This is a genomic window from Paramylibacter kogurei (genome assembly GCF_002742285.1).
Taxonomy (GTDB): Bacteria; Pseudomonadota; Alphaproteobacteria; order Rhodobacterales; family Rhodobacteraceae; genus Amylibacter; species Amylibacter kogurei.
In genome coordinates, this window is sequence record NZ_MDGM01000012.1 from 221,613 (window position 1) to 234,005 (window position 12,393).

The following is a 12,393-nucleotide window of genomic DNA, read 5'->3' on the forward strand; positions in this document are numbered from 1 at the left end:
TGTCTGATTAAATGAACGAACGTTCATTAATGAAGGTTTCGCATGGCACGCCCCAAGGGTTCAACTGGTTTTAAAACCGCCGATCGTATTTTGGATGAAAGTCTGGCATTGATCGCACGCCTTGGTTATGCGGCCGTCTCCATGCGCATGATTGCCGATGCGGTGGGGGTGAACGCATCCGCAATTTACAACCATTTCCCCACCAAACAGGCGATTTTGCATCGCCTTATGGCGGATCACATGACGGGTCTGTTGGATGCGTGGAGGGATGAAAACAGCGCGGGAATGGCACCCGCCGCCGCGCTTGCCCATTTTGCGCGGTTTCACATTCGATACAATATCGCCCGCCCCGATCAGGTGTTCATTTCCTATATGGAACTGCGGGCATTGGAACCTGATAATTTTGAGGCCATCGAAACCCTGCGCCGCGAATATGAACAAATTCCGCGATCCATAATCGATGCGGGACAGGCCAGTGGCCAATTTGAAATTGATGATGCCCATGTCGCAACAATGGCCGTATTGGCCAGCCTGACGGGTGTGAATACTTGGTTTAAAACAACGGGTCGCTTGTCGGCCAAAGACATTGAAAATACCTATGCCGCATTCATTTTGCGCGCTGTGGGATGCAAGCTGGAGGAACTGTAATGTTTAACGCATCTATGAAATTCGACCTTGGTGAAGACATCAACGCATTGCGCGAAACGATGCATCGTTTTGCACAGGATCGCATTAAACCGCTGGCGGAAAAAACCGATGTGGATAACGAATTTCCTGCCGAACTTTGGGCGGAAATGGGTGAAATGGGGATGCATGGCATCACCGTTCCCGTTGAATTTGGCGGCGTTGAAATGGGATATCTTGCCCATGTTGTCGCAGTGGAAGAGGTCGCGCGCGCATCCGCATCTGTGTCGCTGTCATATGGTGCGCATTCCAACCTTTGCGTCAACCAAATCAATCTGAACGGCACGGCTGAGCAGAAACAAAAATACCTGCCAGATTTAATTTCTGGTACGCGTGTTGGCGCATTGGCGATGTCAGAGGCCGGTGCGGGTTCCGATGTTGTTGGTATGCAGCTCAAGGCGGAAAAAAAGAACGGGTATTACACATTAAACGGCACGAAATTTTGGATCACAAACGGGGGCGAGGCGAACACATTGGTGGTGTACGCCAAAACCGATCCCGACGCAGGATCCAAGGGCATGACCGCATTTTTGATCGAAAAAGACATGCCCGGTTTCAGCCAATCCAAACATTTTGATAAATTGGGTATGCGCGGATCAAACACCGTCGAATTGGTGTTTGAAAATGTCGAAGTACCATTTGAAAATATCCTTGGTGAAGAGGGCAAAGGCGTCAATGTTTTGATGTCTGGCCTTGATTACGAACGCGTTGTTCTTTCTGGCATTGGCCTTGGCATTATGGCGGCCTGTTTGGATGAGGTCATGCCGTATATGGTGGAACGCAAACAGTTTGGAAAACCAATTGGTTCATTCCAACTGATGCAGGGTAAAATCGCGGATATGTACACCAAAATGAACTCCGCCCGCGCCTATGTTTACGAGGTCGCGAAGGCCTGTGATCGCGGCGAAGTTACCCGCCAAGATGCCGCCGCATGTGTGCTTTACGCGTCAGAAGAGGCCATGACAGTCGCCCATCAGGCCGTACAGGCCATGGGTGGCACAGGGTTCATGAACGAAAGCGTGGTATCTCGCCTGTTCCGCGATGCCAAATTGATGGAAATCGGTGCAGGCACATCGGAAATTCGCCGCATGTTGATCGGGCGTGAACTCTTGGCGGCGATGGCATAATGGCAATCCTTCGTTCACAAATTTCACCAAATTCCGAAAGCTTTACCGCCAACACGGCGGCGCATTTATCGGCGATGGGTGGTATTGAAAATGCCGCCAACACCGCAATGGCGGGGGGCGGCGATGGCCCACGCGAACGCCATTTATCGCGTGGCAAAATGTTGCCCCGTGACCGCGTTCAAGGCTTGCTTGATCCAGGTTCCCCGTTTCTCGAGGTCGGCTTGTTCGCCGCCAACGGTTTGTACGATGGTGCATGTCCATCGGCGGGGATGATTGCGGGTATTGGGCGTGTGTCTGGGCGCGATGTGATGGTGATTTGCAATGATGCCACCGTGAAGGGGGGCACATATTTCCCGATGTCGGTGAAAAAACACCTTCGCGCCCAAGAAATTGCACAGCAAAATAATCTGCCTTGCGTTTATCTGGTCGATAGTGGCGGTGCCAACCTGCCAAACCAAGACGAAGTTTTTGCCGATCGCGATCATTTTGGCCGTATCTTTTTCAATCAGGCGAATATGTCGGCCATGGGTATTCCCCAAATCGCGGTGGTGATGGGGTCGTGCACGGCAGGGGGTGCATATGTGCCCGCCATGTCTGATGTGACGATCATTGTGCGCGAACAGGGCACGATTTTCCTTGCAGGTCCGCCATTGGTCAAGGCCGCAACGGGCGAGGTTGTTTCGGCCGAAAACCTTGGCGGTGGTGATGTCCATACCCGCCTGTCGGGTGTTGCGGATTATCTGGCGGATGATGATGCACATGCGCTTGCCTTGGCACGCCAAGCAGTGGGGAATTTGAACCGCCCCAAAAATCCAAATATCGAATTTCAAACACCAGAAGACCCGCTTTATGATCCATCCGAAATCCTTGGTGTTGTGCCGGCGGATTTGAAAACCCCATATGATATCCGCGAGGTGATCGCACGTCTGGTGGACGGCAGCCGCTTTGATGAATTCAAGGCACGATATGGCACAACGCTGGTCTGTGGTTTTGCCCATGTCAAAGGCATGCCCATTGGCATTATCGCCAATAATGGCGTGTTGTTTTCCGAATCCGCGCTTAAGGGTGCGCATTTTGTGCAACTGTGCAGCCAGCGTAAAATCCCATTGGTGTTTTTGCAAAATATCACAGGGTTCATGGTGGGTGAAAAATACGAAACAGGTGGCATTGCCAAGGATGGTGCGAAACTTGTCACCGCCGTTGCCACAACCAATGTGCCCAAAATCACAATGTTGGTGGGTGGCTCGTTTGGTGCGGGCAATTATGGCATGTGTGGTCGTGCCTATTCCCCACGGTTTTTGTGGACATGGCCAAATTCACGGATTTCCGTGATGGGTGGCGAACAGGCGGCAGGGGTGCTTGGCACTGTGCGCCGCGATGCGATTGAACGCAAAGGTGGCACTTGGTCAGCAGAAGAAGAAGCCGCATTCAAACAACCCACCATTGATATGTTCGAAGAACAATCGCACCCGCTCTATGCCTCTGCACGGCTCTGGGATGATGGGATCATTGATCCACGCCATTCGCGTGATGTGCTTGCGTTGTCGCTATCTGCGGCATTGAACCAACCAATCGAGGACACGCAGTTTGGCGTGTTCCGCATGTAAGGGGATCGCGATGTTTGATAAAATTCTGATTGCAAACCGCGGCGAAATTGCATGTCGCGTGATTGAAACCGCGCGTCGTTTGGGTGTGCAAACCGTGGCCGTTTATTCCGATGCGGATGCGGGCGCAAAACATGTGGCACTGGCCGATCAGGCGGTACATATCGGCCCACCAGCGGTGAATGAAAGTTATCTTTTGGGGGATCGCATTATTGCCGCCGCCTTAAAAACCGGCGCACAGGCCATTCATCCGGGATATGGGTTTTTATCCGAAAATCCCGATTTTGTGGATGCGGTTGTCGCAGCAGGGCTTAAATTTATCGGGCCATCTGCGGATGCGATCCGCGCGATGGGGCTAAAGGATGCGGCGAAAAATCTGATGCAAAAATCGGGCGTTCCTGTTGTACCCGGTTATCACGGCGAAGATCAGGATTTGAAATTGCTGCAATCCGAAGCCGAAAAAATCGGCTACCCCGTGTTGATCAAGGCCCGCGCAGGGGGCGGTGGCAAAGGCATGCGTTTGGTTGAACGCGCCGCTGATTTTTCCGCCGCACTTGATTCCGCACAGCGCGAAGCATCGGCAAGCTTTGGCGATCCGATCTGTATGGTTGAAAAATACATCACATCCCCGCGCCACATCGAAATTCAGGTATTTGGCGATGAACATGGCAATGTGATCCATCTGTTTGAACGTGATTGTTCATTGCAACGTCGCCATCAAAAGGTAATCGAAGAAGCCCCTGCACCAGACATGCCCGCCGATGTGCGCGCCGCCATGGGACAGGCGGCAATTGATGCGGCCAAGGCGGTGAATTATGTCGGCGCTGGCACGGTGGAATTTATCGTTGATGGTGGCGATGGGCTGCGCACAGATGGATTCTGGTTCATGGAAATGAACACCCGATTACAAGTGGAACACCCCGTGTCCGAGGCGATCACAGGGCTTGATTTTGTCGAATTGCAATTGCGCGTCGCCGCTGGCGAAGAATTGCCCGTGAAACAGGATGATCTGCACATTAACGGCTGGTCGTTTGAGGCACGCGTCTACGCCGAAGATGTGCCAAAGGGTTTCTTGCCATCAACGGGCACATTGCATCATTTGCAATTTCCAAAGGGTGCACAATTCGCCCTTGGGTCAACACGCATTGACAGCGGTGTACGCATGGGCGATGCCATCAGCCCCTATTACGACCCGATGATTGCAAAGGTGATCGTGCACGGCCCAACCCGCGCCGCCGCACTTGGACAGCTTCGCGCAGCCCTTGGTGATACGCATATCGCAGGGTCTGTGACCAATATCGGTTTTCTATCGGCGCTCGCCGCCCATGACGGGTTTGGCGCAGGACAAGTGGACACAGGATTGATCGCACGCGATATTGATGCGCTGACCGATATGGGAACCGCACCCGCTGAACTGATCGGTTTTGCCGCTGTGGCATCTTTGGGATTGTTGGACGACGCACAACCACATGATCCATTCGCCGCAAAATCAGGGTTTCGTGCTTGGGGTGTTGCAAATCCAGTGGCGACATTGACGATGGGTGATGACACACTGCAGTGCCATGTTGAAATTTTGGGGCATGACCAGTTTAAAATCACCCAAGGTGATGTTGAAACAACGCTGCACATCAAAGCGGGGCAAAACGGTGATTTCACCCTGTTGCATGACGGTGTGACCAGCGTTGTGTCACTTTATCAAGATGACGGAGCGGTCAGCGTTTTTGCCAATGCACAAACGCTCCATTTCATACGCCCTGATCCATTGCTCGGCAGCAGTGACGCCGCCGATGGTGGGGACGGTATCATCGCCCCCATGCCCGGATTGGTGAAATTGTTGAACGCGAAAGCAGGGCAATCCGTGTCCAGGGGCGATGTTCTGATCATGCTGGAAGCAATGAAAATGGAACACAGCCTAACCGCACCACGCGATGGTGTGATTGCAGAGGTTTTGACAGATGTCGGTGATCAGGTGTTGGATGGCGCGATGTTATTGCAACTTGAACCCGTCGATATCTAATGCTGCCCATCGTCAACAGCTTTGATGCGCTCAATGCGGAATTCGCATGGGATATCCCCGAATTTTATAATATCGGCGTTGATATTTGTGATCGCTGGGCGGATCGCGACCCTGATCGCATTGCCATTATCGATGTGAAATCATCGGGCAAGGGGATGCGCCACAGCTTTGCCAATTTGCGCGATCAATCCAATCGGTTGGCCCATGCGCTAACCCGTTTGGGGATTGGCAAATCGGGTGCATATGGTGATCGCGTGGGGGTGTTACTGCCCCAATGCGTTGAAACTGCGTTATCCCATATCGCATTGTCGAAAATGGGCTGTATCAGCATCCCATTATTCACATTGTTTGAACGGCTTGCATTGTTGCACCGCCTTCGCGATGCAGGTGCTGTTGCGGTGATCACGGATGCAACGGGGGCTGCAAAAATTGCCAGCCTGCGCGATGAACTACCAAAATTACGCTATGTGATTTGCATTGATACCGGTGAGGAGGACACGCATCATTTCGATACGCTCATCGCGGGTGAAAGCATTGATTTCACACCGATGATGACCCGCGCTGATGATCCGGCATTGTTGATCTATACCTCTGGCACGACGGGCAATCCCAAGGGTGCGTTGCATGCACACCGTGTGTTGCTGGGCCATTTGCCAGGGGTGGAAACCAGCCATAATTTCATGGGTGATCAGGGTGATGTGTTTTGGACACCCGCCGATTGGGCATGGATTGGTGGATTGCTTGATGTGATGATGCCAGCATTGCACCATGGTGCGAGTGTGATCGCACATCGATTTGAAAAATTCGACGGGATCGGGGCATTTGAATTGATGCGTAAACACGGTGTAACCAATGCATTCCTACCACCAACCGCATTGAAAATGATGCGAAAGGTGGAAAATCCCGAACGATATGCGTTGAAATTGCGCGCGGTGGCCAGCGGGGGTGAATCGCTGGGCGCGGATTTGCTGGATTGGGGCAATCGTGCGTTTGGCGTGGCGATCAATGAATTTTACGGCCAGACCGAATGCAATATGATTGTGTCATCCTGTGCAGGGCTGGAACCCGTTGCGGCGGGGATCATGGGGCGCGGTGTTGTTGGGCATAATGTTGCGATCATTGATGAAACCACGGGGGCGAAGTTGCCCCATGGGATCGAGGGTGCAATTGGTGTGAAATCCCCCGATCCTGTGATGTTTCTGGGCTATTGGAACAATGAAACCGCAACGGCGGAAAAATTTGTAAGCGGCGCGGATGGCAAATGGTTATTGACGGGTGATCGTGGATTGCAAACGCCATCGGGGCATTTCCAATTCATCGGGCGCGATGATGATGTGATCAGCTCGGCTGGATACCGCATTGGCCCCGCTGAAATCGAGGATTGCATCACAACGCACAAGGCCGTTCAATTCGCAGGTGTTGTTGGCAAACCTGATGCCACGCGGGGCAGCGTGATCGCCGCCTATGTGACATTGATCGCAGGTTTTGAACCCAGCGATGAATTGGCAGGTGACATTGCCGATCATGTGAAATCACAGCTTGCCGCATATGAATACCCGCGCGTGGTACGGTTTTTGGATGAAATGCCAATGACCACCACGGGCAAAATCATTCGCCACGAATTACGCAGATTGGCCAAGGCAGAGGCCGCATCGGAGGAACAAAATGGCTGAACATGTGACATTATTTGAAATGGGTCCACGCGATGGGTTGCAAAATGAATCCGTGCAAATCCCCACAGCGCAAAAAATCGCACTGGTCGATGGCCTGTCCGATTGTGGTCTGCAAAAGATCGAGGTCAGCAGCTTTGTCAGCCCCAAATGGGTGCCACAAATGGCCGATGCTGCGGATGTGTTTGCGGGGATCACGCGGCGCGATGGGGTATCTTACGCAGCACTCACGCCCAATATGCGCGGATATGACGGTGCGATTGCGGCAAATGCCGATGAAATCGCGATTTTCGCGTCGGCATCAGAAGGGTTCAGCCAGAAAAACATCAACTGTTCGATTGATGAAAGCTTTGATCGCTTTGCCCCGATTATAACAGCGGCAAAATCGGCGGGGATACCCGTGCGGGGGTATGTGTCTTGTGTAATCAAATGCCCTTATGACGGCGATGTGGCACCATCGGCGGTGGCGGATGTGGCGGCGCGATTGTTCGCCGTTGGCTGTTATGAAATCAGCCTTGGCGACACCATTGGTGCGGGCACACCTGATAGGATTGATGCGATGTTATCACCCGTATTGGCGGGGGTTCCTGCGGATAAACTGGCCGGGCATTATCACGATACAAACGGGCGGGCGCTGGACAATATTTCAACCAGTCTTGATCGGGGTTTGCGCACATTTGACGCCGCCGTGGGCGGGTTGGGCGGTTGCCCATATGCACCGGGTGCGGCGGGGAATGTGGCATCTGAATCTGTGGTGCAATTATTGCATGATCGCGGGTTTGAAACAGGCATCGATTTGGAAAAATTGCGCGCCATGGGCGCATTCGCAAAATCACTAAGGACAGCATGATGACAACATATGAAACGCTTGAAATTTCCATGGATGATCGCGGTGTTGCCACAGTGACCATGAACCGCCCAGATAAACGCAATGCGTTGAATGCACAGATGATGCTGGATCTGACCCATATGGCGCAAAATCTGGGTGCGACGGATGAAACGCGGGCAATTGTGATCAGGGGCGCTGGCAAATTGTTCTGTTCGGGTGGCGATTTGCAGTGGATGATGGATCAGATTAACGCAGATCGCAAAACCCGCATGGCCGAGGCACGCAAACTGGCCACCATGTTACAGGCATTGAATACCATGCCAACACCCCTTATCGGGCAAATTCACGGCGGCGCATTTGGCGGTGCGGTTGGTTTGGCCTGTGTCTGTGATGTAGCGATTGCAGAGACAGGTACAAAATTTGGCCTCACCGAAACCAAACTGGGTCTGATCCCCGCCACGATTAGCCCCTATGTGATCGCGCGTATGGGCGAGGGTTTCGCGCGGCGTGTTTTCATGTCTGCACGCATTTTTGATGCGGCAGAAGCAGCGGCATTAAACATCATCGCCAAAAGCGTGGATGCATCCGATTTGCCCCTTGCCATCGAAGCAGAAATCGCGCCATATTTGCACGTCGCACCACAAGCGGTGGGCCATGCAAAGGCATTGGCGCGCAAACTTGGCCCCAAAATTGATGATGCGGTAATCGACGAAACAATCACCCTGTTAGCAGACGTCTGGGAGGGTGCAGAAGCATCCAAAGGTTTGGATGCGTTTTTAAACAAAACGACCCCAAGCTGGGCAGATTGACGAAAGATGCGACATGAAAATTGGCATTTTGCAAACAGGGCACGCACCTGATGAATTGATCGGCAAACATGGCGATTACGATCAGATGTTCGCTCGCCTGTTGGCGGGGCTTGGGTTTGAATTTGAAACATTCCCCGTTTTGCACAATGAATTCCCCGAATCGGTCACGGCCAAGGATGGCTGGATTGTGACTGGGTCCAAACATGGCGCCTATGAGGATCACGATTGGATCCCCCCGCTTGAAAATTTCATCCGCGAAAGCTTTGCAAAAAACGTCCCCATGGCGGGGTTTTGTTTTGGCCATCAAATCATGGCACAGGCCTTGGGCGGCAAGGTTGTGAAATTTGACGGTGGCTGGGCCGCGGGGCGCACGGATTATCGCATGGGTGATGAAACGCTGACCATGATCGGCTGGCATCAGGATCAAGTGGTTGAAATCCCGCCTATGGCGACACCCACAATGGAAACTGATTTTTGCAGATACGCAGGGCTATCATACGGATCAAACGCCATGTCATGGCAACCCCATCCCGAATTCACCACCGAATTCGCCAAAGGATTGCTCGCCGCACGCTATTCCGTGTTTGACGATGCACAGGCAAAACAAGTCGCCGACAGTTTGACCGACGAACCATTATCAACGCCCAAACTGGTTGAAATGGTGCGCGATTTTTTCATGGCGGCAAAACAGGGCGCCACATCACAGGGCACAAAGGAAGTATCATGAATAAAATCACCAACCATCTGCCCACCGCCGAATTACAGGCACTTGATGCCGCGCACCACATGCACCCGTTTACCGCTGGCGCAGAGCTTGCGAAAAAGGGTGCGCGTGTAATCACCGCCGCAAATGGCGTGACGTTAACGGATTCTGATGGCAATCAGATGCTGGATGCCATGGCAGGGCTGTGGTGTGTGAATATTGGATACGGGCGCAAAGAATTGGCCAATGTCGCGGCCGCACAAATGGAACAATTGCCCTATTACAACACGTTTTTCCAAACCACACATGTGCCCGCAATTGCATTAAGCGCAAAGCTCGCCGAACTGGCACCAGCCCATATTAACAACGTGTTTTATGCCGGTTCAGGTTCCGAGGCGAACGATACAAATATCCGCATGGTGCGCCATTATTGGGCCGCCAAGGGCAAGCCCACGAAAACCACAATTATCAGCCGCAAAAACGCCTATCACGGGTCGACAATTGGTGGTGCATCATTGGGTGGTATGTCGGGGATGCACGCCCAAGGTGGATTGCCGATTCCAGGCATTGCCTATATCGATCAACCAAATTGGTATGCAGAGGGCGGCGATTTATCACCCGAAGATTTCGGTCTTGAACGTGCGCGCCAATTGGAATTGAAAATCGCCGAACTTGGCGAAGATAACGTCGCCGCATTCATCGCCGAACCGGTGCAGGGTGCGGGTGGTGTGATCGTTCCTCCCGCAACATATTGGCCCGAAATTCAGCGCATTTGTGATGCGCATGACATCCTGTTGATCGCGGATGAGGTGATTTGTGGATTTGGGCGCACGGGCAATTGGTTTGGTTCGCAAACCTATGACATTCGCCCCGATATTATGACCATCGCCAAGGGGCTATCATCAGGTTACGCCCCGATCGGTGGATCATTGATCAGCGATGAAATCGCAGATGTGGTCAATAACGCGGGCGATTTTAACCACGGTTATACCTATAACGGGCACCCCGTGTCCGCCGCTGTGGCCTTGGAAAATCTGCGGATTTTGCAAGAGGAAAAAATCATTGAAACCGCACGTGAAACCACCATGCCCTATCTGGCCGAAAAATGGCACGCTTTGGCGGATCACCCGTTGATTGGCGAAACCAATATTGTTGGCATGATGGGATCAATCGTGATGACCCCCGATAAATCCGCACGCGCGCCGTTTAAATCCGATGCAGGCACGGTTGGGCTTATCTGTCGCGAGTTTTGTTTTGAAAACGGTTTGGTGATGCGCCATGTCGGTGATCGCATGATTATTTCACCGCCACTTGTTTTAACCCCATCGGATGTGGATGTGTTGATTGAGCGCGCCGTCAAATCATTGGATCAAACATTGGCCAAGGCAACAGCGGATGGATTGATGGTGGCAGGATAGCGAACGCTATGCTCATAAAATCCTAACGCATTTCACGCTATAACATTCCCGACGTCAAAGTGGTTTCACTTGTGCGCGGGCTGGCACCCGTGCGCTGGTTCCAAAATCATCGGTGGACAGGCGCAAGCCTAGGACAAACGGGTCTAAAACCCCCGTTTGAATGAACAACCGCAACGGCGGGCCCGCCCAATTCCAAGACCCATATGCAAATATGCATGAACCCTCGCAATCCAATTTGGTTGCGGGGCGTTTGTGCTGTTGATTTTATCAAACTGTCACAGTGTTTAACTATACACTGGCGCTGATGAATAACGCGCAGATGGGAAAAATCATGAGCCTAGATAAACCAAACACCAACGACAGTTGGAGCAAAACCGAATTTCAGGATTATCTGGACGAAGAATTAGAACAGGAAATGTATGATTCCCATATTCCCGATGAATTGCGCAATCTTGACCGCCCACATAAAACCGACCCGATTGATCGCCATGTGTATTTTAACGAATTGTTCCGCCTGCAAGCGGAATTGGTGAAATTACAAGAATGGGTGATCGAAACCAAATCCAAGGTTGTGATAATATTCGAGGGTCGCGATGCGGCCGGCAAGGGCGGCGTTATCAAACGCATCACGCAGCGCCTGAACCCGCGCGTATGTCGCGTGGTGGCATTGCCCGCACCCAATGATCGCGAAACTTCGCAATGGTATTTTCAACGCTTCGTGCCGCATTTGCCCGCAGGTGGTGAAATCGTTTTGTTTGATCGCTCATGGTATAATCGCGCGGGCGTGGAACGGGTGATGGGATTTGCCGATGACAATCAGGTTGATCAATTTTTTCACGACGTTCCCGAATTTGAACGCATGTTGGGGCGCTCTGGCATCAAGCTGATTAAATATTGGTTTTCGATCACGGACGAAGAACAACAATACCGTTTCCTTACCCGCATCCACGACCCGATGAAACAATGGAAGCTGAGCCCAATGGATTTACAATCGCGCATCCGCTGGGAAGATTACACAATCGCAAAAGAGGAAATGCTACAACGCACCAACATACCAGAGGCACCTTGGTTCATTGTTGAGGGGAACGATAAAAAACGCGCACGCCTGAATTGCATGGATCATCTGTTGGCGCAAATCCCATATGGGGATGTGCCACATGATACGATCACGCTGCCCGAACGTGTTTCAAACCCCGATTATGAACGCGCGGTTTTGCCAACCGATCTGTATGTGCCGCAAAAATATTAACGCAAGCGGCGGTAAATGATTTTATCGCTGTCTGATTTTTCAGGCCGCCCATTTGGCAAAATTGCATGATAGACGATGAAATCCAACCGATTGTCGTTGATGTCTTTGACGGATTTGGACACTTCGGTGCCAAATTCCGCCAAAGTGCCGCATTCGGGATGACGTGCGGAAATGTCTTCGAGCGTGAAATGCGCGCCGATATCCATTTTTGAAACCTCTTGGCGCAATATTTCGATGTGGTCATTTGTAAGCATGGCATTCCTCCCTATTGGTTGGATCAGCC

At 52.1% G+C, this 12,393-nt stretch carries 11 protein-coding genes; 10 read left to right on the forward strand and 1 reads right to left on the reverse strand.

Annotated features, from left to right (window positions below; genetic code table 11):
- Positions 1-42: 42 nt before the first annotated feature.
- The 10 genes from BFP76_RS06525 to ppk2 all read left to right on the forward strand — a co-directional run bounded on the left by BFP76_RS06525 (position 43) and on the right by ppk2 (position 12,110).
- Complete coding sequence (locus BFP76_RS06525) at positions 43-648, forward strand: TetR/AcrR family transcriptional regulator (protein ID WP_099592369.1); 606 nt, start codon at positions 43-45, stop codon at positions 646-648.
- The gene (locus tag BFP76_RS06530) at positions 648-1,811 is read left to right on the forward strand and encodes an acyl-CoA dehydrogenase family protein (RefSeq protein WP_099592370.1); all 1,164 of its coding nucleotides are present in this window, start codon (positions 648-650) and stop codon (positions 1,809-1,811) included. Before BFP76_RS06525 ends, BFP76_RS06530 begins: the two co-directional genes overlap by 1 nt.
- Positions 1,811-3,418 carry a carboxyl transferase domain-containing protein gene (locus BFP76_RS06535; RefSeq protein ID WP_099592371.1) on the forward strand — a complete coding sequence of 536 codons (1,608 nt, stop codon included), beginning with the start codon at positions 1,811-1,813 and terminating at the stop codon, positions 3,416-3,418. Before BFP76_RS06530 ends, BFP76_RS06535 begins: the two co-directional genes overlap by 1 nt.
- Positions 3,419-3,428: 10 nt before the next feature.
- Entirely contained in the window at positions 3,429-5,432 is a 2,004-nt protein-coding gene (locus tag BFP76_RS06540; RefSeq protein ID WP_099592372.1) for an acetyl-CoA carboxylase biotin carboxylase subunit, read from the forward strand.
- The gene (locus BFP76_RS06545) at positions 5,432-7,105 is read left to right on the forward strand and encodes an AMP-binding protein (RefSeq protein ID WP_099592373.1); all 1,674 of its coding nucleotides are present in this window, start codon (positions 5,432-5,434) and stop codon (positions 7,103-7,105) included. The genes BFP76_RS06540 and BFP76_RS06545 overlap by 1 nt, the downstream gene beginning before the upstream one ends.
- Positions 7,098-7,952 carry a hydroxymethylglutaryl-CoA lyase gene (locus tag BFP76_RS06550; protein ID WP_099592374.1) on the forward strand — a complete coding sequence of 285 codons (855 nt, stop codon included), beginning with the start codon at positions 7,098-7,100 and terminating at the stop codon, positions 7,950-7,952. Before BFP76_RS06545 ends, BFP76_RS06550 begins: the two co-directional genes overlap by 8 nt.
- Positions 7,952-8,740: a crotonase/enoyl-CoA hydratase family protein gene (locus BFP76_RS06555; protein ID WP_099593940.1), complete on the forward strand. Its 789-nt coding sequence runs from the start codon at positions 7,952-7,954 to the stop codon at positions 8,738-8,740. Before BFP76_RS06550 ends, BFP76_RS06555 begins: the two co-directional genes overlap by 1 nt.
- A 13-nt stretch (positions 8,741-8,753) precedes the next feature.
- Positions 8,754-9,467, forward strand: a complete 714-nt coding sequence (locus BFP76_RS06560; protein ID WP_099592375.1) for a type 1 glutamine amidotransferase — start codon at positions 8,754-8,756, stop codon at positions 9,465-9,467.
- The gene (locus BFP76_RS06565) at positions 9,464-10,861 is read left to right on the forward strand and encodes an aspartate aminotransferase family protein (RefSeq protein WP_099592376.1); all 1,398 of its coding nucleotides are present in this window, start codon (positions 9,464-9,466) and stop codon (positions 10,859-10,861) included. Before BFP76_RS06560 ends, BFP76_RS06565 begins: the two co-directional genes overlap by 4 nt.
- A 331-nt stretch (positions 10,862-11,192) precedes the next feature.
- The gene (gene ppk2, locus BFP76_RS06570) at positions 11,193-12,110 is read left to right on the forward strand and encodes a polyphosphate kinase 2 (protein ID WP_099593942.1); all 918 of its coding nucleotides are present in this window, start codon (positions 11,193-11,195) and stop codon (positions 12,108-12,110) included.
- Here the strand turns inward: ppk2 and BFP76_RS06575 are convergent.
- Positions 12,107-12,364, reverse strand: coding sequence for a hypothetical protein (locus BFP76_RS06575; RefSeq protein WP_099592377.1), 258 nt, complete (start codon positions 12,362-12,364; stop codon positions 12,107-12,109). The two genes, ppk2 and BFP76_RS06575, sit on opposite strands and share 4 nt — an antisense overlap.
- Positions 12,365-12,393 lie beyond the last annotated feature (29 nt).

Excerpts from the sequence above, each read along its gene's own strand:
- BFP76_RS06525 (WP_099592369.1), top strand. The coding sequence starts at position 43 with ATGGCACGCCCCAAGGGTTCAACTGGTTTTAAAACCGCCGATCGTATT.
- BFP76_RS06540 (WP_099592372.1), top strand. The coding sequence starts at position 3,429 with ATGTTTGATAAAATTCTGATTGCAAACCGCGGCGAAATTGCATGTCGC.
- BFP76_RS06535 (WP_099592371.1), top strand. The coding sequence starts at position 1,811 with ATGGCAATCCTTCGTTCACAAATTTCACCAAATTCCGAAAGCTTTACC.
- BFP76_RS06565 (WP_099592376.1), top strand. The coding sequence starts at position 9,464 with ATGAATAAAATCACCAACCATCTGCCCACCGCCGAATTACAGGCACTT.
- BFP76_RS06560 (WP_099592375.1), top strand. The coding sequence starts at position 8,754 with ATGAAAATTGGCATTTTGCAAACAGGGCACGCACCTGATGAATTGATC.
- BFP76_RS06555 (WP_099593940.1), top strand. The coding sequence starts at position 7,952 with ATGACAACATATGAAACGCTTGAAATTTCCATGGATGATCGCGGTGTT.
- BFP76_RS06550 (WP_099592374.1), top strand. The coding sequence starts at position 7,098 with ATGGCTGAACATGTGACATTATTTGAAATGGGTCCACGCGATGGGTTG.
- BFP76_RS06545 (WP_099592373.1), top strand. The coding sequence starts at position 5,432 with ATGCTGCCCATCGTCAACAGCTTTGATGCGCTCAATGCGGAATTCGCA.
- BFP76_RS06575 (WP_099592377.1), bottom strand. The coding sequence starts at position 12,364 with ATGCTTACAAATGACCACATCGAAATATTGCGCCAAGAGGTTTCAAAA.
- ppk2 (WP_099593942.1), top strand. The coding sequence starts at position 11,193 with ATGAGCCTAGATAAACCAAACACCAACGACAGTTGGAGCAAAACCGAA.
- BFP76_RS06530 (WP_099592370.1), top strand. The coding sequence starts at position 648 with ATGTTTAACGCATCTATGAAATTCGACCTTGGTGAAGACATCAACGCA.